The 22,184-nt window shown below is 39.2% G+C and carries 24 protein-coding genes; 4 read left to right on the top strand and 20 right to left on the bottom strand.

Translation table 11 applies throughout. From position 1 onward, the window contains the following. On the top strand, nucleotides 1-306 hold a 306-nt coding region (locus GHD25_RS17375; protein WP_164219217.1), incomplete at its 5' end, for a transposase. A 60-nt stretch (nucleotides 307-366) separates the two neighbouring features. Here GHD25_RS17375 and GHD25_RS17370 read toward each other — a convergent pair. From GHD25_RS17370 to GHD25_RS17285, 18 genes are all read right to left on the bottom strand, one after another. Further along, nucleotides 367-597, bottom strand: coding sequence for a redoxin domain-containing protein (locus tag GHD25_RS17370; protein WP_164219216.1), 231 nt, complete (start codon nucleotides 595-597; stop codon nucleotides 367-369). Nucleotides 598-982: 385 nt separating this feature from the next. Further along, nucleotides 983-1,576, bottom strand: a complete 594-nt coding sequence (locus tag GHD25_RS17365; protein ID WP_164219215.1) for a class D sortase — start codon at nucleotides 1,574-1,576, stop codon at nucleotides 983-985. Between the two features lie 548 nt (nucleotides 1,577-2,124). Beyond that, nucleotides 2,125-2,352 carry a sulfurtransferase TusA family protein gene (locus tag GHD25_RS17360; RefSeq protein ID WP_164219214.1) on the bottom strand — a complete coding sequence of 76 codons (228 nt, stop codon included), beginning with the start codon at nucleotides 2,350-2,352 and terminating at the stop codon, nucleotides 2,125-2,127. A gap of 32 nt (nucleotides 2,353-2,384) precedes the next feature. Next, entirely contained in the window at nucleotides 2,385-3,512 is a 1,128-nt protein-coding gene (locus GHD25_RS17355; RefSeq protein ID WP_164219213.1) for an MBL fold metallo-hydrolase, read from the bottom strand. A gap of 89 nt (nucleotides 3,513-3,601) precedes the next feature. Beyond that, nucleotides 3,602-3,832, bottom strand: a complete 231-nt coding sequence (locus tag GHD25_RS17350) for a glutaredoxin family protein (protein ID WP_164219211.1) — start codon at nucleotides 3,830-3,832, stop codon at nucleotides 3,602-3,604. 14 nt (nucleotides 3,833-3,846) lie between these two features. Continuing rightward, the gene (locus tag GHD25_RS17345) at nucleotides 3,847-4,404 is read right to left on the bottom strand and encodes a sulfurtransferase TusA family protein (protein ID WP_164219209.1); all 558 of its coding nucleotides are present in this window, start codon (nucleotides 4,402-4,404) and stop codon (nucleotides 3,847-3,849) included. Nucleotides 4,405-4,428: 24 nt separating this feature from the next. Next, on the bottom strand, nucleotides 4,429-4,728 hold the full coding sequence (locus GHD25_RS17340; RefSeq protein WP_164219208.1) for a rhodanese-like domain-containing protein: 300 nt from the start codon (nucleotides 4,726-4,728) through the stop codon (nucleotides 4,429-4,431). Between the two features lie 32 nt (nucleotides 4,729-4,760). Next, nucleotides 4,761-5,240, bottom strand: coding sequence for a DsrE/DsrF/DrsH-like family protein (locus GHD25_RS17335; protein WP_164219206.1), 480 nt, complete (start codon nucleotides 5,238-5,240; stop codon nucleotides 4,761-4,763). A 105-nt stretch (nucleotides 5,241-5,345) separates the two neighbouring features. After that, entirely contained in the window at nucleotides 5,346-5,606 is a 261-nt protein-coding gene (locus GHD25_RS17330; protein ID WP_164219204.1) for a metal-sensitive transcriptional regulator, read from the bottom strand. 488 nt (nucleotides 5,607-6,094) lie between these two features. Then, entirely contained in the window at nucleotides 6,095-6,643 is a 549-nt protein-coding gene (locus tag GHD25_RS17325) for a carbonic anhydrase (RefSeq protein WP_164219202.1), read from the bottom strand. Between the two features lie 14 nt (nucleotides 6,644-6,657). After that, nucleotides 6,658-8,319 (bottom strand): SulP family inorganic anion transporter, encoded by a 1,662-nt coding sequence (locus GHD25_RS17320; RefSeq protein WP_164219200.1) that lies wholly within the window; start codon nucleotides 8,317-8,319, stop codon nucleotides 6,658-6,660. A 365-nt stretch (nucleotides 8,320-8,684) separates the two neighbouring features. Further along, entirely contained in the window at nucleotides 8,685-9,071 is a 387-nt protein-coding gene (locus GHD25_RS17315; protein WP_164219198.1) for a DUF302 domain-containing protein, read from the bottom strand. Nucleotides 9,072-9,106: 35 nt separating this feature from the next. Beyond that, nucleotides 9,107-9,676: a class I SAM-dependent methyltransferase gene (locus GHD25_RS17310; protein WP_164219196.1), complete on the bottom strand. Its 570-nt coding sequence runs from the start codon at nucleotides 9,674-9,676 to the stop codon at nucleotides 9,107-9,109. An 18-nt stretch (nucleotides 9,677-9,694) separates the two neighbouring features. Continuing rightward, entirely contained in the window at nucleotides 9,695-10,006 is a 312-nt protein-coding gene (locus GHD25_RS17305; protein WP_164219224.1) for a rhodanese-like domain-containing protein, read from the bottom strand. Between the two features lie 574 nt (nucleotides 10,007-10,580). Continuing rightward, the gene (locus GHD25_RS17300) at nucleotides 10,581-11,174 is read right to left on the bottom strand and encodes a TetR/AcrR family transcriptional regulator (protein WP_240452406.1); all 594 of its coding nucleotides are present in this window, start codon (nucleotides 11,172-11,174) and stop codon (nucleotides 10,581-10,583) included. Nucleotides 11,175-11,228: 54 nt separating this feature from the next. Further along, nucleotides 11,229-12,617 (bottom strand): efflux RND transporter permease subunit, encoded by a 1,389-nt coding sequence (locus tag GHD25_RS20275; RefSeq protein ID WP_276207850.1) that lies wholly within the window; start codon nucleotides 12,615-12,617, stop codon nucleotides 11,229-11,231. Next, nucleotides 12,610-13,929, bottom strand: coding sequence for an efflux RND transporter permease subunit (locus GHD25_RS20270; protein ID WP_205601382.1), 1,320 nt, complete (start codon nucleotides 13,927-13,929; stop codon nucleotides 12,610-12,612). The genes GHD25_RS20275 and GHD25_RS20270 overlap by 8 nt, the downstream gene beginning before the upstream one ends. Beyond that, complete coding sequence (locus tag GHD25_RS17285) at nucleotides 13,890-14,552, bottom strand: hypothetical protein (protein ID WP_164219189.1); 663 nt, start codon at nucleotides 14,550-14,552, stop codon at nucleotides 13,890-13,892. Before GHD25_RS17285 ends, GHD25_RS20270 begins: the two co-directional genes overlap by 40 nt. 417 nt (nucleotides 14,553-14,969) lie before the next feature. Between GHD25_RS17285 and GHD25_RS17280 the strand changes: the two genes are divergently transcribed. The 3 genes from GHD25_RS17280 to GHD25_RS17270 are packed head-to-tail and all read left to right on the top strand — an operon-like array spanning nucleotide 14,970 to nucleotide 18,646. Then, complete coding sequence (locus GHD25_RS17280; RefSeq protein WP_164219187.1) at nucleotides 14,970-16,466, top strand: spore germination protein; 1,497 nt, start codon at nucleotides 14,970-14,972, stop codon at nucleotides 16,464-16,466. Further along, nucleotides 16,444-17,547, top strand: a complete 1,104-nt coding sequence (locus GHD25_RS17275; protein WP_164219185.1) for a GerAB/ArcD/ProY family transporter — start codon at nucleotides 16,444-16,446, stop codon at nucleotides 17,545-17,547. The genes GHD25_RS17280 and GHD25_RS17275 overlap by 23 nt, the downstream gene beginning before the upstream one ends. Further along, on the top strand, nucleotides 17,534-18,646 hold the full coding sequence (locus tag GHD25_RS17270) for a Ger(x)C family spore germination protein (RefSeq protein ID WP_164219183.1): 1,113 nt from the start codon (nucleotides 17,534-17,536) through the stop codon (nucleotides 18,644-18,646). The genes GHD25_RS17275 and GHD25_RS17270 overlap by 14 nt, the downstream gene beginning before the upstream one ends. A gap of 95 nt (nucleotides 18,647-18,741) precedes the next feature. Here the strand turns inward: GHD25_RS17270 and GHD25_RS17265 are convergent, their stop codons facing one another. Next, nucleotides 18,742-20,283, bottom strand: a complete 1,542-nt coding sequence (locus tag GHD25_RS17265) for an AbgT family transporter (RefSeq protein WP_164219181.1) — start codon at nucleotides 20,281-20,283, stop codon at nucleotides 18,742-18,744. A 242-nt stretch (nucleotides 20,284-20,525) separates the two neighbouring features. Then, nucleotides 20,526-22,028, bottom strand: coding sequence for an amidase (locus tag GHD25_RS17260; RefSeq protein WP_164219179.1), 1,503 nt, complete (start codon nucleotides 22,026-22,028; stop codon nucleotides 20,526-20,528). Between the last annotated feature and the right edge of the window lie 156 nt (nucleotides 22,029-22,184).

Genomic DNA, 22,184 nt, shown 5'->3' with positions numbered 1-22,184 from the left:
ATTGCCAAATACGCCGGGCTGTATTGGCGTAAACATCAATCAGGACGATTCACGGCAGACGATACTTCCTTGTCGCGGAACGGGAACCAATATTTGAGATATTATCTGGTTGAAGCCGCCAACTCGATAAGAAGGCAAATTCCCGAATACAGTGCCTATTACGCGAGAAAGTATCAGGAAGTACCCAAACACCAACATAAAAGAGCACTCGCCCTAACCGCAAGAAAATTTGTGCGTTTGGTTGATGCGCTACTACGCAAAAACCAAATTTACACGCCAAAAGGAGCGTTGATAGATGAAGCATAAAAACTGCTTCTGCATCCTTTGAATATCTTCCAGTAAATCCCAAATATTTACTGGTCTAGCTTAGTACAGAACCTTTTCACCTCGAAAGTCGGATAATCTTACTGTTTCCCCACTGACTGTCTGTAACTCAAAGTCCGGTGCCAATTGTCCCGCATCCAAACCAACCTCAATCTCTGACTCGGAATCAGCTTCTTCAGATGTTGAATTATCGGAATTGCTGTTTGTAATAAAATCGGAAATGACCCAGGCAACTGCTCCCAGCAAAACAATAATAATCATCCATTTTTTCACGTTAATACCTCCAGTTGGATTCTCTTTTAACATTTCCAGGCTTTGTAATCATTTCACTGACCATGCATGTGAAAAAACCCCTTAAGTTGGAAATGAAAATTAAATTCCCTGCTCTATAAAATCGTTGTGAATCAGCTATTTTTTCCATCAGTTCCTATCATATTTGCCGAATGTGAAATTTTGATGAAACCATCTTTTTCTTTTTAAAAACAAGGCATATTATTTTTCCTTGTCTTTTAATACAGCAGGAAATCCTCTTATGAAAACTTAATGCCGGCTGTTTCAGGTGTTTTTTAATTTAATGTGGTTAAAAAAATGAGCTGGAAGAAATTCCTCCAACTCATTTCAGTTAAAATTTATTTAAATAAGAGCTTATTTATATGCTTCATTGGACAACTTCACTTGGATATGCATACAATACATAGCGGTCAGGCGCACTTCCGACCATCGAAAATGGATAACATGTTGAGACGGTCAAATATTCGTCTTTGCGGGATGGATCGATCACTGTCGTGTTATCTGCTTCAACGATTTCATGGTCTCTTATTTCATATATATACGTTCCATATTCCATCTTCACATGAAATTTGTCACCATGCTCCAGTTCGCCAAAATCCCTGAAAACAGTATCTCTGTGACCTGAAAGAAGAATTTGCCGGTTTTGACCGGGTAAACCAGTGTCATGATAATGGCCGACGCCCTGAGCAAGTTCCTCTTCGTCTGTCCCTTCAACAATCGGAATTTCACGATCCAATTTAGGTATATAAAGTAAGCCAATGGTTTCCCCATTTTCATACACTATGTCTTCCACGTTTTCTTTTTTAATTTCCCCGGATGCTTGATTATCTGTTGAAAGCATCGCATGTGCTTCAGCAAGTCTTTCTTCCTCTTTTTGCGAAGAACTCCACAGTTGATAGCCGCCAAATGCTAATAAGGAAACCCCCGCAATAATGAATAGGCGGGAAAAGAATTTTAGCACTGCACCACCTCATTACAATTAAATTATTAATTCTAATGTACACTTTTCTTTCTTTCTCTGCAATAATATTTTTATAAATCACACAATACAATATGAAATAGTCATATCAAGTTTTTTTCAAAAACCAGCACTTGTATTTTCAATCGCTTCATAGGTTTTTGATGCAAATATATTTATAAACCCCTGACAGTAATATAAAAAATATAAGGAAGCTATTTATTTGAAACAGACATAACCTACTGAAAATCCCAAAGAAGTAACATTTGTTTTTGGTGCTACTGAGCCCGATGATGCCTCTCTCTGTCTTTGTTTATCTTATTGCAACCATACTTGGAAGCTTTTCTTTTCTTCACATTCTTTTTTTTTGGCATTTTAATACTGGCAATTATCCTAAATTGCTTGAAATTATATGCATGTATTGACGTTGCAGGATAGACTGATTCTCCCTTTATTTATTAAAGTTTATTAAGAACATCTTCTGCGTTAAATAATAGTCCTGCTAAAATGTTCCAATAAGGAAAAAGGGAACCATTACGGTCCCCATTCCTTTAATTCTTTTTAACCCAAAATTTGAATACGCCGCCTTCATCTGTATCTTTGAGCAGCTCATGGCCGCTGGATTTTGCCCATGCAGCGATATCTGTCTTTGACCCTTGATCCGTTGCATGAATTTCCAGCACCTGTCCTGCTTCCATATCTGTGATTGCCTTTTTCGCTCTGACGATCGGCATCGGACATGCCAGACCTTTTGCATCCAATACTTTATCTGAATTCATCCTTACAGTCACCCCTTTCAAATTTAAAATAATTATCTTACCGCACAACGGTTAGGACCAATTTCCATTTCCCGTTGTGTATCCTCATCTGGAGTAATTTTGCCCATATTTGTCTGACGGATTTCTTTATAGGCATTTGGCTGCGGTGGCAGATTTTCCGTAACAATTTTACGAAACTTCTCTTCATCCTCTATATTTAACCCGTGGTTCTCAGCAAACAAGGTTCCGAGCTTCTCTGCTACGCTGCCATCATCATTTAACTCTTCAATAATCATGAAGTGGGCAGGAAGTACAATCAGTTCTTCCGAGAGCTCACGGTAACGCTTGTAAAGTGTTTCCCTCAGGTCACCAACCCAGTCATCAGCCAAACCTGCAAGGTCAGGTCTTCCGATGGAATCAATAAATAGAATATCTCCGGTCAGCAAATATTTTCCATCCACAACAAATGATGTTGAACCGATCGTGTGTCCCGGTGAATACAATGCATGAATGTTAATGGATATATTGCCAATCGTAATCTCATCATTATCGTTTAATGGCTGGTAATCAAAAACCACTTCCCCGGCATCTTTCGGTGGCAGCCAGTACGTTCCCCCAGTTTCTTTTGCAATGGCTCTACCGCCTGAAATATGATCGGCATGCAAATGCGTATCCAATACATGCGTGATTTTTACACCTTTTTCTTTTGCAAATCCTGTGAAAATATCTGTCATACGTGTAGCATCAATAACTGCAGCTTCTCCACCGGATACGACCATATAGGACAAGCAGCCTTTTCCAAGACGGACAAATTGGTACATTTCACCGCCATTGCTCAGTTCTCCAACTTTAACCGGCTCCATATGCTCGCTCCATGCCTTCATGCCACCTTCCAGATAGGACACGTCAAGACCTTTTTCGGCAAGCATTTCTGCCACCATGATAGATGACCCTTCTTTGGCACAAACGACCAATAATTCTTTATCGTCAGGAATCTGATCCATGATTCCATCCACCCCATCAAGCAGTTCAAAATACGGCACATTCAAATGCTGAAAATGATCCCCTTCAATTTTCCAATCCTCAAATTCATCCGCGTTGCGTACATCCAGTATAAAAAGTTCCTCTTTGTTCATCACTTTTTTTGCAACTTCTTTTGAGCTCATTGCTTTCATAGACATTTACTTTACCCCCTAAGGTATATTTTTAATTAAAAATTTTTATTTTCTTATGCTACTTTCCGATTAAATTACTTATCCCATTTATTTATTTATTTTAATTCCTCTTTTATACGTTCCGGATCAAACCCAATAACCCATGACCCGTTAACTTCTGTTTGCGGCACACCCATTTGACCTGTTTGGGAAACCACATATTTCATCATTTCCGGACTGTGCTCCACATTTATTTCTTTAAAAGGTATATTATTTTCGGATAAAAAGTTCTTCGTCATGACACAAAATGGACAGGTGGTTGTTGTATATACTGTAATCTCATTCAAGTTTTATCCCCCCTTTACTGATTATTTTCCCACTGACTCATCCCGGGAATGACATTTGTTACCTTTGAGAAACCTTTTTCAGCAAGCTTTTGTGCAGCTAAGTCACTTCGGTTGCCCGTACGGCAAACGACATATACATCATCCTCTTTATTCAGTTCTTCCAGACGGCTTTCCAGCTCCCCAAGAGGTATGGAAATCGCTCCTGGAATATGATGGAATGCATACTCTGCCTGCTCGCGGACGTCAACAACAACAATATCTTCTTTAGCATTCAATTTGTTCTGCAACTCATCATTTTTAATGACATGAGGATGTTTTATTTCCTCTTTTTCTTCTGCACTGCTTGCTTTTCTTACATAATGTTTTAATACGTTACCTTCCTCCACTGTTCCCAAATACTGATGTCCGGCGCTTTTGGCCCATGCCTGCAAATCTGCGGTGGATCCTTTATCTGTTGCCTGGACTTCCACTACCTGACCCGGCAGGAGTTCCTTCACCGCTTTCTTTGTTTTAACGATCGGCATCGGACATGCCAGACCTTTTGCATCCAGCACATTGTCTGTTTTAATCATTTTCTATAACCTCCCAAGTCTGAATTATTTTAAGGGACCCTGCCAATCCAACATCCCGCCAACCATATTTACCGCGTTATATCCTGCTGCATTCAGCAAGTGTGTGGCCAACCCACTGCGGTTACCAGATCTGCATACAATAATATATTCTGTGTTTTTATCCAGCTCCGGCATCCGTGTTTGCAATTCTCCCAAAGGAAGGTGTTTTGCTCCCGGGATCATGCCTGCCGCAACCTCATCTTTTTCACGAACGTCCAGGATTATTGCATCACTCGAGTTCTCTTTCAATAAATTCTCTGTCTCTCGTGCTGTTATTTCTTTCAAATTTTAATCCCCCTTCTTTCATTTGTTTATCTTTAAATAAACAGATTTACATTTCCGTTTTCCGCTTCTGACAAGTATGCCGCAACCCCTGCATATTCCACGCCTTCTATTAATTCTTCTTTTTGCAGACCCAATAGATCCATCGTCATCGTACAGGCGACGAGATTCACTTCCTGCTCTTTTGCCATATCAATTAAATCCGGCAATGGAACCGCGTTATGCTTTTTGATCACATTCTTTATCATCTTAGGTCCCATACCGCCAAAGTTCATATTGGAAAGACCCATGTTATCTGCACCTCGCGGCATCATTTTCTCAAACATTCTCTCCAGTTTCCCTTTTTTCGTAATCACCTGTTCATTCTTTCTGAAGGCGTTCAGCCCCCAAAATGTTGCAAAAACTGTCACATCATGATCATAAGCTGCAGCTCCATTTGCTATAATGAATGCTGCCATCGCTTTATCATAATCTCCGCTGAACAAAATAATATTAGTTGATTTCTTTTCTCCCATTTTGTACACCTCTCTGTTTTACATATCTAGTATTTATATTTCTTTATTTCCCCATACGCCTAAGGGTATGTTTCGGCTTAAAAAAATATAGTGAATGACTATATTTTATCTGCTTTTTACCAACAGGTTAACAGCTTCCTGTATATGATCTTCTGTACTTTCCCCTTTTTCTATCTGATCTCTTACACACTGCTCCAGATTTGAGCTTACAACAAGGCCGATGGCGCGATCCAGTGCATTTCTTGCAGCAGACATCTGTACGACAAGATCTTTGCATTCTTTATTTTCTTCCATCATTCTCAGGATTCCTTTCACCTGGCCTTCTACTCTTTTCATTCTATTCTTCATTTGTTCAGTATATTCCATGCTGTATCTCTCCTTTTTTAAACCAGCATTTTTCATTGTTTTTTTAGATTGGGGTTTAATATAATATCCATTGACGTTGAAACCCTTTTTAATAAGGAACCGTGCACTTAAATTGATACCCATCATCGTTGAAGCCATGAGATAAATTTCTTTGTTCTCCATTTCACCATGGTTTCTTCTTAAATAAGCATATGGGATATTTACTGTCCCTTCAACCGGTGACCGATGGGCTGCCTGATAATCTCTGACATCAAGTAAAATTTCATCTGTGTTCCTATATATCTTATCAAAATCAATGTAGGCAATTCCATAAACAGGTATATATCTTTTAAAAATGGAGTTGATTATTAATCAATAGCAAACCCAAGACGATCATGCTCATTTTAACACCCAGGTGCTCACCCGCCTTTTGTTTTTTGGCTAACATTAGCTTATACCCCATCGGGTATTTTGTCAAGGGTAAATTATTTTCTTTTTGCTGTCAAAATTTAAATCAATCTTTCCAATTCCCCTGACTCCACATGAAACAAACAGCCCCTTACTTCCACTTTCTTACCATAAGCTTGATAAACAGGATGATTTTTCAGATGTTCCACTTGCTTTAATACATTTATCTTTGAGAGTTCATTTGTAGAATTAACCACTTCACTTTTATCCGGCAAACTGCTCCGAATCTTCGAGACCCATCCCTGCAGCTCTTCGTCAGCCGTTTCCGACCAGGCTGCTTTAATTCCCCCACAGTCGGTATGCCCTTTAATGATAATTTTTTTCACCTTAAGATACTTCAATGCGTAATAAAGACTGGCAGAGAAACTTTCATCCCTCGTATCCACCTGATTCGCAATATTCCGGTGCACAAATATATTTCCCAGCGGCATCTGTGTTATTACGGAAGGGCTGACACGTGAATCACTGCAGGACAGCATAAAAAACTCCGGTGTTTGTCCTTTCTTTAATTCATCAAAATATAACGGATCTTCTTCTATTATTTTACGGACAAATGCCTCATTTCTTTTGCGCAATTCCTGTTTATCCAACTGTTCCGCCTCCCTTATTTGCCGATTGCTTTCAGGGTATTCCTCAGGGTTACATATTCTATTTGACCTTTAAATTTCTCATCCCATTCCGCTTTCTTCAAAAGATCCATCACGGGGCCCTTAATGCCGGAAAATAGAAATTGTACATTTCCCCTGCTGCATGTTTCCATCATTTCTTCCAGCGTTTGAATAGCAACTGCATCCATTGAATTGACGCCGGAGAAATCTAAAATGAACCATTTCAAATCCGTTTTTTCAGCTGCGCGCTGACATAATTTATCCTCTAAAAAAGTCATATTTGCAAAATAGAGAGAAGCATCCACCCTGAATATTAATACTTCCGGGTCCACTTCTGCTTCCGGATATCGTCGAATATTACGAAAGACATTTTTTTCCGGCAAATAACCTAATTCAGCTACATGCGGATAAGCACTTCTTGCAATAAAAACAATTAATGAAAAAGCCAATCCGATTAATATGCCCTGTTCAATGCCGATGAGAAGTGTCGCCAAAAAGGTAACTGCCCAGATCCATCCATCTGCACTGCGGACTTTAAATAAATGTCTGGCTTCTTTTAAATCTATTAAACCGTAAACAGCAACCATAATAATTGCTGCCAAAACTGCCTGGGGCAGATAGTAGAAAAATCCGGTAAAAAATATAAGAGTGAGTATGATTAATACCGCTGTAATAATGGAAGCAAGTGGTGTCCTTGCCCCTGATTCGTAATTAACTGCAGAACGGGAGAATCCACCTGTTACCGGATAGGCTGAAAAGAAGGATCCACCTACGTTGGCAAGCCCCAGACCAACCAGCTCTTTATTCGGCTCAATCTTGTATTTTTCCTTTGCAGCAATCGCTTTTCCCATGGCAATAGATTCCATGAAACCAACAAATGATATCGTTAAAGCAATCGGCAGTAATGCAATGACTGCATCGATGCTGAACGTCGGTATGGAAAATGCCGGCAAACCTTGAGGCACCTCTCCTACAATGGATAGACCGAACCTTTCAAGGTTTAATTGGGAAACAAGCAGAATACTCACTGCCACAACCACGATGGGGCCCGGAATTTTACGAACGTATTTTTTAAAGAGAATAAGAAGTGCAATACTCCCCAATCCTACCCCAAGTGTAACCAGGTTAATTTCCGATATGTTTGCCACAGCTTCCCAAAGCTGCATGATTGCATGGTCTGCTTCCAAATTAACACCAATTAAATCTTTTAATTGACTGATTCCGATGATGATCGCTGCAGCAGAGGTGAATCCGCTGATGACGGCATGGGATAAAAAGTTGACCAGAAAACCGAGGCGCAATACTCCCATCAGAAATTGTATCAATCCAATCATCAGCATAAGCAGCAGTGTTAAAGAAATATACTCACCGGACCCCGGTTCCGCCAAGGTAGATACCCCGGCCAGTACCAGTAAGGAAACCATTGCGACCGGCCCAACAGCAAGCTGGCGTGAAGTTCCAAATAATGCATAAATAATTAAGGGGATCGTGGAAGCATACAGACCAACCACTGGAGGCAATCCAGCCAACATCGCATAAGCCATTCCCTGTGGGATAAGCATTACTGCTACAATTAATCCAGCTGTTAAATCCCCGCTTAAATCAGACTTTTTATAAGAAAGCATCCAGTCCAGTGCAGGAAAAAATTTTTTCAGCATGCCTTCTCTCCCTTTCTTTTATTGACATAAAACTAACTCCTTCTCTATTTATCTTAAATTGAAATTCATTTATACCATTACCCCTATGGGTATAGTAACAAGTTGATATACAAATGTCAAGAACGGAAAATGGGTGGGAAATAGATCGATACAAGATTGTTGCCATATAACTGGTGCGTAATTTTACTTCAGCAAGTTCCTAATACTTTCCGAGCCAGTTTTTTTTACGTACCCATTTATAAACAATGATATTATTGTAAACAAAACCACCAGATAAAATGTTCCGGCATTTCCTGAACGAGACAGCTAGGTAAATGAAAAGGACAATCAGGCACATTTGACCTTAATTGCCCAATTAACTATAGCTACTTTATACTTTTATCAATCGCATGAATCAGTTTATTTTCCACATCCCGGGCAATGTCCATCAGTGCATCGTCTTCTGCCAATTCAATCAAAGCAGTAGGCTTAGGCATGCCGATTTTCACTTTTCCATCCGCTTCATAAACGACAATTTTACATGGCAGGAAATAGCCGACCATCTGATTTTTGGTTAATATTCTCTGAGCCTCTAGCGGATTACAAACTTCCAGTACCCTGTACGGCTGCTCAAACTCAAACCCTTTATTATTGAGTGTTTCTTTCAAGTCAAATTGCCATAGGACACCGAATTTATCTTCTTTTAAGCTTTTTTCCAGTGACTGTATCGCTTCCTCCATCGTTTGGTCTGTTTCCACTGTGTAATGAAACATATAAGTCAGCTCCTTTTTTATTTTAATTCTATTTTTTAAACAATAACTGCTTTTACACCATAGTTTTCAGGATTCAATGAGATAGCTTCTGCCCCAAAACCTTTTTTCTCCAATATCTTCACCATTTCATCTGAGGAAATTCTTATATGAACAGGTGGTCCGGATCCTGTTTCTACAGCTTCCCATTCTATGATAAGCATCGTGCCTCCCGGTTTTAGGATCCGCCTTATTTCACTTAATGTTTTATTTATATCGGGTACCTCATGCATGACAAAAGAGATCATTACCTTGCTTACAGAATGATCTTCAAGCTGAATAGGATCAAAGTCACTTTCCACATACGTAATGTTCTTCACTTGTTCTTTTCGGGCATTTTCTCTTAACATTTCAAGCATTTTCGGTTCGATATCAACGGCATACAGCGTATCCTTCGATTGTTTTGCCATGGGAATTGCAAAATAACCATTCCCTGCACCGAGATCTGCAATCGTATCGTCAGGTTCAATATTCAACAAACCCACGATTTTATCAGGAGGTAAAAGTTTTTTACGCTCCAAACCTATCAACATATCTGCCTTCTCAGGATTAAACCGCTTTTCAGACATCATTTTCACATCCCTTCTCTAGACCCAGGTACTCATGCCGCCTTTCACAATGGTCACTTTCTCAAAGTCCTGTCTCTTTAATATTTTTGCAGCTCGCATGCTTCTCATTCCTGTTTGGCAAATGATGACTACTTCTTTACTTTTGTCCAGTTTCTTCGTTTGATTCGCAAGCTGTGCCAGCGGAATATTTTTAAATGGCTTCCTGTGATTTGCTTTATATTCAACTGGAGTACACACATCGATAAACTGTATGTTTTTATCCTTCAATTTAGCTTTTGCATCCTGTACTGTAATATGACCCACTCCTTTTACAGGCATAAACCTGCTCATGACAAACCATATTACTGCAATAATGATCAATATTCGAATTATTGTCTACACTTCAGTAACCCCCTCTCCTCATACCCCACACCGTATTATATAGTTTAAAAAAATAAGCTTATAATAAAGCGACATCCATCCTATAATCTTCTGTTTGCGACTCAATAATATACCGGTATAGGTATTTTGTCAACTTATCATCCCGATGTCCTCCTGCCGAAATTCCAATACAGCAATATGAAGTTGTAATTGACTTGAAACAGGGTTACATTCCAGCTTTACTTTATAGTTTTTGGCAGCAACTCTGCATCAGGATGACGTAATCATACTACATGTTATTCACCAAATATGATTTTAAAAGAGGATTAAGTGATTTAATTGATCTTAGTTATTATATTCTATTTCTTAACAAACACGAAAAAAGGGACCCAAATTGACCCCCTTCATTTACTGTAGATTATAGTTCTGTTGTGAACCTTGCATCTTGTTGAAGTATTTGTCACCTATCTACGGGTGTTCCACTTCATGTCAATGCTTTTACTACTATAAAATGCTAAGTTATTACCAGAATCGGATTACTGTATTAAGATCCGGAGTTATGACATATTTCCAATACAGCAAGAACTGATTTTGCATGTTTTTCAACAATATCCTTTTTCTCCTCTTTTGTCAGTTTATTAAATGGCTGGCTGCCGGGCAAGGCAATATAGCTTAAAAAAATACCTGACAGCTGTCTGGCACAAAAATCTACATCCACTTTCTGCATATTAGATTGAAAATGATGTTCCAAACCCTCCTTTAAACTTGAAAAAATAATTTCCGGCAGATTTAATTTACCAGATAAATTTCCTCTTAAACTTTCCGATAAAAGCATTTTTACGAGCTGTTCGTTTTTCGATAATATTTCCAATCGGTTTTCAATAATCTTTCTAAAAAATATTTCCGTGTCGTCCTCTTTGGCCATTTCCAATACACGGGAATGAAACTTCTTCTCCAATACATTTTTGAGCGCAGTAACAAAAAGATTTTCTTTTGTGGAAAACTTCCGGTATAATGTTACCTCAGCAACATCAGCTTCTTCAGCTACTTCCTGCGTTGTTGCCTGCAATCCTTTTTTTATAAAAACAGCTATTGCTCCTTTAAATATCTGCTCTGTTTTGTCCCGCAAATTACTCACCTTCTGTCTTATTTGTAACCAGGGCTTTCCTCGAAATCCATAGTTGCATAAAAACTACTTTATATTCTTTATTTTTACAAATCGATCCAAAATAATCAAGACGGATGGCAAAATAACCACTGTAGAAAATAAAGCAAGGGATATATTAATCAATGTCATGATCCCAAAATTGTTCAGAATAACGAAGTCAGAGGCGAGCAGTGCACTAAATCCGCCAATCGTCGTTAAAGCGGAAGCAAAAACAGCTTTACCGATTGTTTTATTCGTTGTTTGAATCGCATGAATGCTTTTATGACCTTTCTTTTTCTCTTCATAAAACCGTTCCATGGACAATACCGTAAATTCTGTACCAATCCCGATGATTAACGCTCCCAATGTAGCAGTCAGCGGTGTGTAACTTATATCAAAACAGTACATGATCAATCCTGACCAGCCTACAATAAATAAAATAGGCAATAAAGGAATGAATGCCTTCACAGGATGCCTGTAAATAATGAATAAACTTAAAAATACTAATCCCATACCAAGTAAAGTCATTTGATACCTTCCCGTGGTAAGCCCCTGCATCATCTCCACATCCAAAACCGCTTTTCCTGTTATGGTTGTATCCACAGCATCCGTCTCATTTTCTTCCAGATAAATAGCTAATTCGTCGATGAATAATTCTAAATCCACTGCTTCCATCTTAATAATTCCTAAGGTGATGACCCCTTTTGTCTCGGATTCATTCAAAAAAAGTTTCAATTGATCTTCGGGTATATCAATCAGCTGTTCATAAAATTCCTCGCTTTCAGGCAGTTCCCCATCATTCATTTGTTTTACAATATCCGTAATGGACTTTGTGTCTGCAACAGTATCGGAAAATTCCTCGGGGAGCGATTCCGTCAGCTCATCCACCCATAAAAGTACTTCATCTGAAATAAATTCCTCCCCTTCATATACAATGGATAATTGCTCTGTGGTTCCGACAATATCCCGTAATTTATGAATATCTTCCAGCGCTTGTAAATCTTGAGGCATAAAACTTTCCACATCTGTCTCTGCGGCTGCATCAACATCGATCCAAATTCCAAATGCGGCTGTAAGCAGTGCGAGCGGAATGATGATCCAGCGTATGGTTATCGATTTTTTTGTAATCCAATCAAGCGTTTTGTTCATTCTTGAATCTGTTCTTTTTTCTTTTTGTTGTTTCTTTTTTCCTCCTTCGCTAAAGAAATAATCACTCGCGAACAATAATGTTATTGAAAGAAAAATACCAAGAATAAAACTAACAACCAATCCGATGGTTAACATTTTACCAAAGTCCTGAATCATAGGTACAGGTGAGGTGTATAAGGCTACAAAACCCAGGGCGGTAGCAATCATGGCGGTAAATACTGCAGGAACCATTTTTGTTATCGTTTTTGTTAATGCTTTTTTTACTCTGTTTTTATGATTATTCATGTGAATCCTCCTCAGTCGTCTCCTCAGCATACCTATTTTGGAACTGAATGGCATAATCAATTCCAAGCCCAATTAAAATGGGGAAAACAGCCATGGATACCATGGTAATTGGTATTTGCATCCAACCCATTAAACCGACTGTTACGATAACTGCAATAAGAACAGTTATTAATGGCAATAAACGCCAACGAACTTTAAAGACGAGAAATAATACAATGACCATGACTACTAGTGCTGTCGCCATCATTTTTTGTATGCTTTCCTGCATAGAAGACCGAATTTCATTATCGAGTACTGGCTTTCCTGAAACCAGTGTATCTGCAGTTTCAAGTTCTTCCGATTCAAAGTAGGCATTTATTTCATTGACGACTTCCCCTTTATCCGCATCATCTGTTTCTCCTTCCAGCCGGATCATCATAAGCATATATGATTCGTCAACAACCACTTCTTCAAACATTGGACGGAGTTCGTCATCATCGTCGTAAATCATATTATCCAATGTATCCTGGCTTTCAGGTAAGCCGGGAGTCATGATGTCGGAATAACCATACATCGTATCGATATTTTCACTAATCGATTGCAGGCTTTCTCCCATTTCAACGAGGCCGTCCCTAAGTGTACTTAACATCTCCGTCTGTTCTGCCTGTTTTTCTTCCATCTCATCTTGAAAATCTTGCATTTCTGCTTCCCTTTCAGCCTGTTGAACTTCCATTTCCTCTTGCATTTCTACCTGCTGTGCATCTTGCTGTTGTTGCATTTCCTCTCGCAATTCTTTTTTTTGGAACTCCTGCTGCGCCTCCATTTCACGCTGCAATTCCTCCTGCTGCGCTGCCTGCTGTTTTTGCATCTCCCGTTTCATTTGTTCCTGTTGTTCCTTCATTTCCTGCTGTACTTGTTCTTGTTGTGCCTGCTGCAGAGCTTGCATTTCTTCCTGTTTTTGCATATGAACCTGTAATTCTTTTTGCTTTTGCAGCTGTTCATTCAGGTTTTGTTGTATATTGTTTAAGCCTTCTATAGTTTGTACTGAGATTTGGGAAAGCTGACTTGTCTCTTCAGATATTTGGGACATTTGCTCTGATAGGACAATTAACTCCTGGCTTCGCTCTTGCAACTGTTCCCTTTCAGGGGAATCTTCCATATTCTCTGCCAGTTCATTCAGACTTTGACCTAATCCGTTTAATTGCCCGCTAAATGCGGCATACCCTTCAACAAGCCCTTCCGTACCATCCTCCAATTGTTGCTGAGCACCGATCATATTTGAGAATCCTTCATCTAACTCATCCATTTGATCTTCCATATCCGGCATTTCCATATCATCAAGTTCCGGGGGGCGAATCCCAATCCAGGAGGATCAAATTCTGCTAACTCAGGAAAATTGGGGTCATCCATGCCGGGAAATTCCACACCAAACTCCGGAAGTTCCGGACCTTCCACTTCAGGGAGTTCCGGTTCATTGAATGCAGGAAAATCCATTCCTGGGTCACTTTCCGTATTTTCTTTCAGCTCACTTCCAATGTCTTCTAATTGACTTCCCATTTCATTCAGTCCATCAATTATTTCCAATATGCCATTCTGAAACGTTTCAGATTGATGATTGGCTATTTCTTCTACGAGTGTGACCGGACTAATGATACTGTAAATGGCATCATTCATTTCAAGTATATTCTCCAGCCCTTTCATATGCTCTAAATGATCAGGTGTCAGCAGATCGTTCGATTCGTACAAAACCATAATCGTTTCGCCGCCAAATTCTTCTTCTAGCATTAAATTATCCTGATATACATCTGAACTGCTTTCCACCAACGTGTCATTACCGGTAGCCATGAAAATGTTTGATACACCAACTGCCGACATAATCACAATGGTAACCGTGATAAATATAGATTTTATAGGATATTTTCTTATTAAACTTGCAAGCCTTTCTAACACCCTCATATACATCCTCCTGTGAATACCTTTGTAATTTTAATAAATGTAAGTTATAACTAACATACATATTACCGTAAATAATTAATATGTAAAGTGGTAATATTTTTCTAAAACGATGGATGGTAATGCAGGAAGGTCATTTTGTTAGCAGAAACTGACTAGAATGGCTTTTGAATCCTGATAGTTTAACATTTCAAAGGGATCCTTTCATTAGCATTAAATTCATGATAATTAATACAAACCCAAACTGGTGGTAGTGGAATTTGTGTCTCTGCACGTAAATAACTAGTTAGCGAACCTTAGGAATTCCCGAGAGAAATCCTAAATGTTTAATCGCTACATTCTCTATTTCGCTTCTTCTTTTCGTATAACTACGCCAAAATTCCATATAATATCGAATATAGTTTGTCAATTGAGGTGTGAATGTTGTTTAAGCAGAATAAATCCCAAACAAAAATTCAAAAAAAATCATCCATAAATCAATCCGTTCTTTCTATAGAAAATATTAAAACTCAATTAAATCATTCTGACGATATAATGGAACGTGAATTACATAGTTATAAAAATCATTCATATATCATCCTTTACCTTAGCCCATTAGTAGATCAGGACATTCTCGAATCAAAAATAATTAAACCACTTATAAAAATGGAAAATAATGATATACAAAATGAAGTCCACAATGAGGAGATTATTCGCACCAATAGTAATGAAGAGGTAATTAAAAGGCTATTGGAAGGTTATTGCCTAATTTTAGAAAAGAGTGGAAAAAAAGAAGGGTTTCTGTTAAAAGCCCTAGCCGCATATGATAGGGAAGTTACCGAACCTAGTATCGAACAGACCATCCAAGGGGCAAATGTGGGTTTTGTTGAAAGTATCGATAAAAACATTTTTTTACTCCGGCAGAATACGCGAACTCCAAAGCTAACAGTTAAAAGCTATACATTTGGTACTGTAACAACAACAGATGTACGTATCGTTTATGTAGAAGGTTTGGCAAACCCGGAAGTCATTAAAAAACTTGAGAAGCGTTTAAAATATTTTAATGTTGACTCCATTCGTTCGCCAGGGGATATAACAGATTCCATTGAAGATCATACATTTACTCCTTTTCCGCAGCTTTTACTTACAGAACGGCCGGACCGAGCTTCAGCTAATTTAAAGGATGGCAAAGTTGTGTTATTAATAGATGGAAGTCCTGTCGCCATTGTTTTACCAGCAACGTTTATGAGTTTTTTTTCAACGCCGGATGACTATATAACCCGTTGGGAATTAGGTTCATTTTTTCGGTTTCTCCGATTATTCAGCTATATGAATGCACTTCTGCTGCCGTCCTTATACGTAGCTGTAGTGTCATTTCATTATGAAATGATTCCGTTGGAACTTGTATATTCTTTGCAAACGTCAATAAGCTACGTTCCATTTCCGCCAGTAATCGAGTTATTGATTTTACAGCTTTCCTTAGAGTTGCTGAGGGAGGCTTCTATTCGGCTGCCTCCTTCTGTAGCCACAACATTCGGTATCGTTGGAGCGGTAGTAGTAGGAACGGCGATGGTTGAAGCCGGAATTGTATCTTTTGGTGCACTGATCATTGTTTCTATAACTGCAGTTTCTTCCTTTGTGCAACCAAATATAGAAATGCGTAGTTCTATCCGTGTTTTAGGATTTCCCCTAATGATATATGCTGCAATATTTGGCTTTACGGGAATTTGGGTTGGATTATTAACTATCTTTATCCATTTGTCACGCATTCGTTCATTTGGTGAACCATATTTTGTGCCATTTGCCCCATTGAAGGTGAGGGATTTTAAAGATACCATTGTTCGAGTTCCATCATGGATGAGGAATAAAACTCATGCTTTCAAGAAAGTCAAAAAATCAAGGAAGTGGAAACTAGATGAAAGTGAAGAGCCGTATTAGTTCCTTCGAGTTATTTTTCGTCTTAGTACATACGATGGTAGGCGTAGGACTATTATCCTTACCATATAGAACAAATATTGCAGCTGGCAATGATGGATGGATTTCAGTTTTAATTACCGGGATAATGATTCAACTTATTGTACTCATCATATGGTTTTTGTGCAGAAAGTTTCCCAATCTCACCTTATATGATTTTTCCCAAGTAATTTTAGGAAAAACCCCTGGGTCGGTAGTCAATTTATTATATATTTTGTATACCTTAATAGTAGTTAGTTATGTTTTCGTTATATTTTTAGAAACACTGAAACGATGGATCCTTCCTGAAACTCCAGCCTGGATATTATTCTTGATGGGAGGCTTTTTACTAATTTATGGTGGTACAAGTACAATTAAACAAATGGTAGCTTTATTTTCATTTCTGTTCCTGTTTATATTACTTTTATGCTTTATTAAAGTTTTAGTTTTTCATGATTCCCCAAAGGATATACGCTATCTCTTGCCTATCGGTTCCAACGGGGCATGGACTATTCTTAAAAGTACAAGTTCTACATTTGTATCTTTCTTGGGATTTGAAACATTATTGATTTATTACGCTTTTATGAAGCAACCTAAAAAATTATCAGCAATGAAAGGGGCATTTTTGGCAGTATTATTTGTAATACTAGTTTATTTGTTCATCGTGATTTCAAGTACAATCTTACTTAGTCCTGACGAAATAAACCATACTCCTGAACCGGTTTTATATATATTAAGTGCAAGCGGTATGACTTTAATCAGCCGATTCGATTTAATATTTCTAGCTATTATGAGTTTAATCGTTGTTACTACTATAATTAGTTATACCTTTTCAGCAAGCATCGGAATAAGCAAATTAATTCATGTTAAACATAAAACTTCTGTGATTTTATTTGGTGTGTTCGTTTTAGCTGTATCAGCTGCATTTTACTACTTGGAACTTGCTATTCCCGGCCAATGGATAAACCTATTAATAATTATATTTGGTTTAATTATTCCAATCATTCTCCTTTTCATCACTATTATTTTTAAAAGAGAGGAGTCTTCTATCCATGAAAAAAACTAAACTCCTAATCATTCTCCTTATTCTTCCTTTAATTACAAGTTGCTGGGACGAAAGACTATTAAAGGATACTCGAATCGTGTATTTAGCGGGTTTTGATACAGCTGAGAATAATAATTATTTAACCACTACGATCATTAGAGATATAATTATTAGTGAATCCAACAGAGGACATACGTCCGTATCAGATGAACTCGTAATGGGAAAAGGTAGTACAATGAGTGAGACTGGGTTGAAAATTAATCGAAGTGTGACAGGTGATTTCGATCTTGCAAAAGCAAGAGTAATTATGTTTGGAAAGGAAGCTGCCGAAAAAGATATCTACAGATTGCTGGATGGCATTTATCGCAATCCAAGGGTAAATTTACATTCTAAGTTTGCATTAGCAGATAACACGGCAAATGAAATAATTACACATTTGGCCAATGATGAAATGCAAAAAGGAGAATTTTTATATGAAATGATTGCTTCTGGTGAAGAAAATACTGAGATTCAGGAAATTACACTCCGATCCATCCGAACTTATTTGTTTGATGACGGAAAAGATTTTACAGTACCTGTATTAAGTCTGGACGAAGAAGATAGCAAAGTTAAAGTAACAGGTGCTGCTCTTTTTCATGACCGAAGTTTTACTGGGGAAACCTTAAATCCTGATGAAATAACTATGTTGCTGCTTTTGATGGGTAGAAGATCTGAACAGGCAATATTAACAAAAAAATTGGATGGAGAAGATAATGTACAGGTGAGTTTTAATGTGAGAAACGTATCGAAAAAAAAGAATCTGGAAATAAAAGAAAAGATACATGTTGATATCGAACTGGAATTGGTTGTAGAAGTCGTTGATTATCCACCGGATCACTTAGAAAAGCAAGAAGCCATCGATCATTTAAATAAGCAATTATCAGAAATCCTTACGGAGAGAGCGGATGCTTTGTTTAAAAAACTACAAACGAATCAAAGTGATTTGCTTGGATTGGGAAGAGATTTAATGGCATATCATCCAGATATTTGGAAAGAAATTAAAGGAGAAAATTATTATGAGGAAATTGTCGTTAATCCAAAGGTAAAAGTTAAGGTTGGAAAAATTAATGTCGTGAATTAAACCGTCTTTACTCAGTTTAAATAAAAATAGCAGAAACAGTATCCAAGACACTCTTTCTGCTACTAAAAAACGATGTAATTTCCCATGTGAAATTGTTAAACTTTAGGATACGTAATCGGTCCGGCGGGTCCAAGAGGAATTCCGAGCAGCATCCAAATAACCAGCATAATCGTCCACCCGATCAGAAAGACAATGGAATACGGCAGCATCGTTGCAACCAATGTACCAATCCCCAGATTTTTATCATATTTCTGGCCGAATGCAATAATGACAGCAAAGTATGGCATCAATGGTGAAATGATATTTGTCGCTGAATCGGCCACACGATACGCCATTTGGGTTAATTCCGGCGAATAGCCCAGCTGCATCATGATCGGTACAAATATCGGCGCCATCATTGCCCATTTAGCTGATGCACTTCCAATAAACAGGTTGATAAATGCTGCAATAAGAATGAATAAAAGAATTAACGGTATGCCGGTGAGATTAATGCTATTTAAAAACTCTGCACCATATACACCTAATATAACTCCCATATTCGATTCATTAAAGTAAGCAACAAACTGACCCGCTGTAAATGCAAGAACGATAAACATTCCCATGGAAGCCATGGTATCCGACATTTGACCAGCGACATCCTTATCATTGCGGATACCCTTTGTCACTACACCGTACACCAAACCCGGGATAAAGAATAAAACAGCAATAATGGGTACAAGGGAATCCATAAAAGGTGATTGGACAATTTGATCCATCGTATTTCCTTCTGTTCCCCTTAAAGGCGCGTTTGGCGGGATAATCAAAAGAGAAATTAAAGCTAAACCAATCAGTAAACCTACACCTGAAGCAATAAGCCCTTTTCTCTCCACTGCAGTTAACCCTTCCAGGCCTTCTTCATTATATGCGCCTTTATACGTTCCCAAACGGGGCATGACAATTCTTTCTGTAACCCAAGTGCCTAGTATGGTAAGTACTAATACACTCACTGCAATAAACGCCCAGTTCATGGCTATGTTCATTCCCTCTGCATAGGCAGGGTCAATTGTTGCGGCAGAAGCAATGGTCAATTCACCCAATAACACGTCCGTACCAGAAAGCAGCAGGTTGGCACTATAGCCTCCGGAAACACCGGCAAACGCAGCTGCCAAACCGCCGAGCGGATGTCTGCCCATCGCAGCAAAAATTAATGCACCCAGCGGCGGGAGCACAACATAACCTGCATCAGAAGCAACACTGGACATAATAGCCGCAAACACAAGTCCAATCGTAATAAACCGATCCGGCACGGATAATACGAATCCCCGCAGGAGTGCACTGATCAGGCCGGTTCGTTCAGCAACACCAATCCCAAGCATCGTAACAAGTACCACGCCAAGTGGGGCGAAACCAATGAAATTATCCGTTACGCTGCCAAAAATATATTCAAGTCCCTCGGCAGTCAGGAGATTATTAATTTCTACTGTTTCTCCATCTCCGGGATGTTCGACACTTATTCCCAACGGTGACAGGGCGGCAGATAAAATCAGCACAAGCAGCGCCAAAATAGCAAACAAAGTAACGGGATGCGGTAAAAAATTTCCTATCCGCTCTACCCAGTCGAGCGCACGCTGAAATATGCTTTTGCGTTTTTTTGCCATAAAAAATGTAACCCCTTTCATGCTCTGAAACTAAAATGAAGTTTTATCTATAGAAACAGATATTAAAATTCCAAAACCCATTATAAAGGCATGGCCCACTTTTTAAAACCCTTCTTATACAAGTAAAAATACTAGAATTTTTCATAAGATTACTCATTTTAGCTGAAAAGGGACCGGTTTCCATGTAGACCGAAGCAGAAGCAGTGAACTCCTCTGCAGAAGCGCACCTGCTTCGCTATTCTCTACAATCCCTCAAAATAAGGATTTCCATTTATGCCAATCCATAGATCTGAACTCTCAAGATGACGCGCCAGCTGCAGAAGCCGATGCTCCTCACCTTTTCCTGCCATGACTTGCACCCCAATCGGCAATTTCTCCTCCGTAACATGAACCGGTACACTCATGGCAGGTTGTCCGGTCAAATTGGCGAGCTGTGAAAATGGAGTATATGTCAAACTCGGCAGAAACATTTCATAAATGAGTTCCTGCTGTTCTTTCTTCGCCAGTTTATCTATTTGGTCACACAATTTTTCTTTTTCATCCTCGGTATGTGTCAGCTCACCAATTTCTGGTGCAGCATAGGCAGTTGCCGGTGTAATATAAAAATCATAAGTTTGATGAAGCTCTGCCATCTGAGCAGCAGCTATGTCCCATGCAGATAGACTCGCTGAAAATTCCGCTGCAGAAACGGCTTTCCCTGCTTGATTCAACAGCCAAGTCTCCACTTCCACATCATCTTTTGTAATCGGACGTCCAAGCATATTTTCCATTCCGTGCATAACAGAAGCTATTTCCCCGCTGTTCATCAGATAATAATTTCGCATCAATTGTATACCATCTACCCCATTTTCCACTTCCTCAACCGTATGTCCTGCTTCCTCCAGCCAATGACTCACTTTCTCCACTGCGTGGACTGCTTCTCCGGAAACAGGCGTATCTACTGGCGATTGAACAGAAAATGCAATGCGCAATGGTTTCTTAAAATCTTTCATCACCGCCTCAGAATATATCCCGGAAAATAAAGGTGTCTGAAAAGCTGCCTCAGGCTGAAGCACTTGCAGCATATCCAGCATAGCAGCACTATCCCGAACGCTTTTGCTTAACATAAAATCAATGGCAGCGCCCTGCCACTGTCTGCCTGTCCCGGGTCCAACCGGTGTTCTGCCGCGAGTCGGTTTTAGTCCAAAAAGCCCTGTAAAGGAGGCAGGAATCCGGATGGAACCACCGCCATCACTTGCACCGGCAAGGGGTACAATTCCCGAGGCAACAGCCGCAGCAGCACCGCCGCTTGACCCTCCCGGAGAATGATCCGGATTCCACGGATTTCTTGCTGGTCCATGCAATACAGGCTCGGTAATATTCTTCAGCCCAAATTCCGGTGTATTTGTGTGACCCATAAATTGAAAACCTGCTTCACGCAATCGTTTCACAAAATGGGAATCTTGTTTAGCCATGTTTTCTTTTAATAGTCTGGCACCTGACGTAAGCAGCTCCCCTTGGATAGCCTGGGAAATATTTTTTAATAACAGAGGAACACCCGTAAAGGGCCGGCCCTTAACATTGACCTCCTTTACCTCCGCCAATGCTTTCTCTTTCCTCTCATGAACAACAGCATTCAGCAAAGGATTCACCTTCTCCAGCTGCTGAAAACCCAGTTCCAGAAACTCTGCCGGTTTTATCTCTTTACTCTGAATCATTTCGCTCATATCCGTTGCATCCAACTTTATAAAAGTCTCCAGTTTCATCTTTCCACCCCTTTGGGACACAGGGACAGGTACCGCGTCCCACTTATTATGGGACAGTTGACCTGTCCCTGTGTCCCTGTCTCAAGTGTAGCATTCCATGAAATGGGAAAAAAGAAATTATGTTTTTGCGGGTGACGATATGCAAAAAAATTGGAC

It is taken from the genome of Virgibacillus aidingensis (assembly GCF_010994035.1).
Classification (GTDB): Bacteria; Bacillota; Bacilli; order Bacillales; family Amphibacillaceae; genus Virgibacillus_N.
This window is presented reverse-complemented; position numbering and strand designations above follow the sequence as displayed.

What these genes read in the sequence shown, in the direction of transcription:
- GHD25_RS17360 (WP_164219214.1), bottom strand. Translation starts at nt 2,352, where the DNA reads ATGAATTCAGATAAAGTATTGGATGCAAAAGGTCTGGCATGTCCGATG.
- GHD25_RS17355 (WP_164219213.1), bottom strand. Translation starts at nt 3,512, where the DNA reads ATGTCTATGAAAGCAATGAGCTCAAAAGAAGTTGCAAAAAAAGTGATG.
- GHD25_RS17345 (WP_164219209.1), bottom strand. Translation starts at nt 4,404, where the DNA reads ATGATTAAAACAGACAATGTGCTGGATGCAAAAGGTCTGGCATGTCCG.
- GHD25_RS17335 (WP_164219206.1), bottom strand. Translation starts at nt 5,240, where the DNA reads ATGGGAGAAAAGAAATCAACTAATATTATTTTGTTCAGCGGAGATTAT.
- GHD25_RS17330 (WP_164219204.1), bottom strand. Translation starts at nt 5,606, where the DNA reads ATGGAATATACTGAACAAATGAAGAATAGAATGAAAAGAGTAGAAGGC.
- GHD25_RS17320 (WP_164219200.1), bottom strand. Translation starts at nt 8,319, where the DNA reads ATGCTGAAAAAATTTTTTCCTGCACTGGACTGGATGCTTTCTTATAAA.
- GHD25_RS17315 (WP_164219198.1), bottom strand. Translation starts at nt 9,071, where the DNA reads ATGTTTCATTACACAGTGGAAACAGACCAAACGATGGAGGAAGCGATA.
- GHD25_RS17310 (WP_164219196.1), bottom strand. Translation starts at nt 9,676, where the DNA reads ATGTCTGAAAAGCGGTTTAATCCTGAGAAGGCAGATATGTTGATAGGT.
- GHD25_RS17305 (WP_164219224.1), bottom strand. Translation starts at nt 10,006, where the DNA reads ATGAGCAGGTTTATGCCTGTAAAAGGAGTGGGTCATATTACAGTACAG.
- GHD25_RS20275 (WP_276207850.1), bottom strand. Translation starts at nt 12,617, where the DNA reads ATGAATAATCATAAAAACAGAGTAAAAAAAGCATTAACAAAAACGATA.
- GHD25_RS20270 (WP_205601382.1), bottom strand. Translation starts at nt 13,929, where the DNA reads ATGGAAATGCCGGATATGGAAGATCAAATGGATGAGTTAGATGAAGGA.
- GHD25_RS17285 (WP_164219189.1), bottom strand. Translation starts at nt 14,552, where the DNA reads ATGAGGGTGTTAGAAAGGCTTGCAAGTTTAATAAGAAAATATCCTATA.
- GHD25_RS17280 (WP_164219187.1), top strand. Translation starts at nt 14,970, where the DNA reads ATGTTGTTTAAGCAGAATAAATCCCAAACAAAAATTCAAAAAAAATCA.
- GHD25_RS17275 (WP_164219185.1), top strand. Translation starts at nt 16,444, where the DNA reads ATGAAAGTGAAGAGCCGTATTAGTTCCTTCGAGTTATTTTTCGTCTTA.
- GHD25_RS17270 (WP_164219183.1), top strand. Translation starts at nt 17,534, where the DNA reads ATGAAAAAAACTAAACTCCTAATCATTCTCCTTATTCTTCCTTTAATT.
- GHD25_RS17265 (WP_164219181.1), bottom strand. Translation starts at nt 20,283, where the DNA reads ATGGCAAAAAAACGCAAAAGCATATTTCAGCGTGCGCTCGACTGGGTA.
- GHD25_RS17260 (WP_164219179.1), bottom strand. Translation starts at nt 22,028, where the DNA reads ATGAAACTGGAGACTTTTATAAAGTTGGATGCAACGGATATGAGCGAA.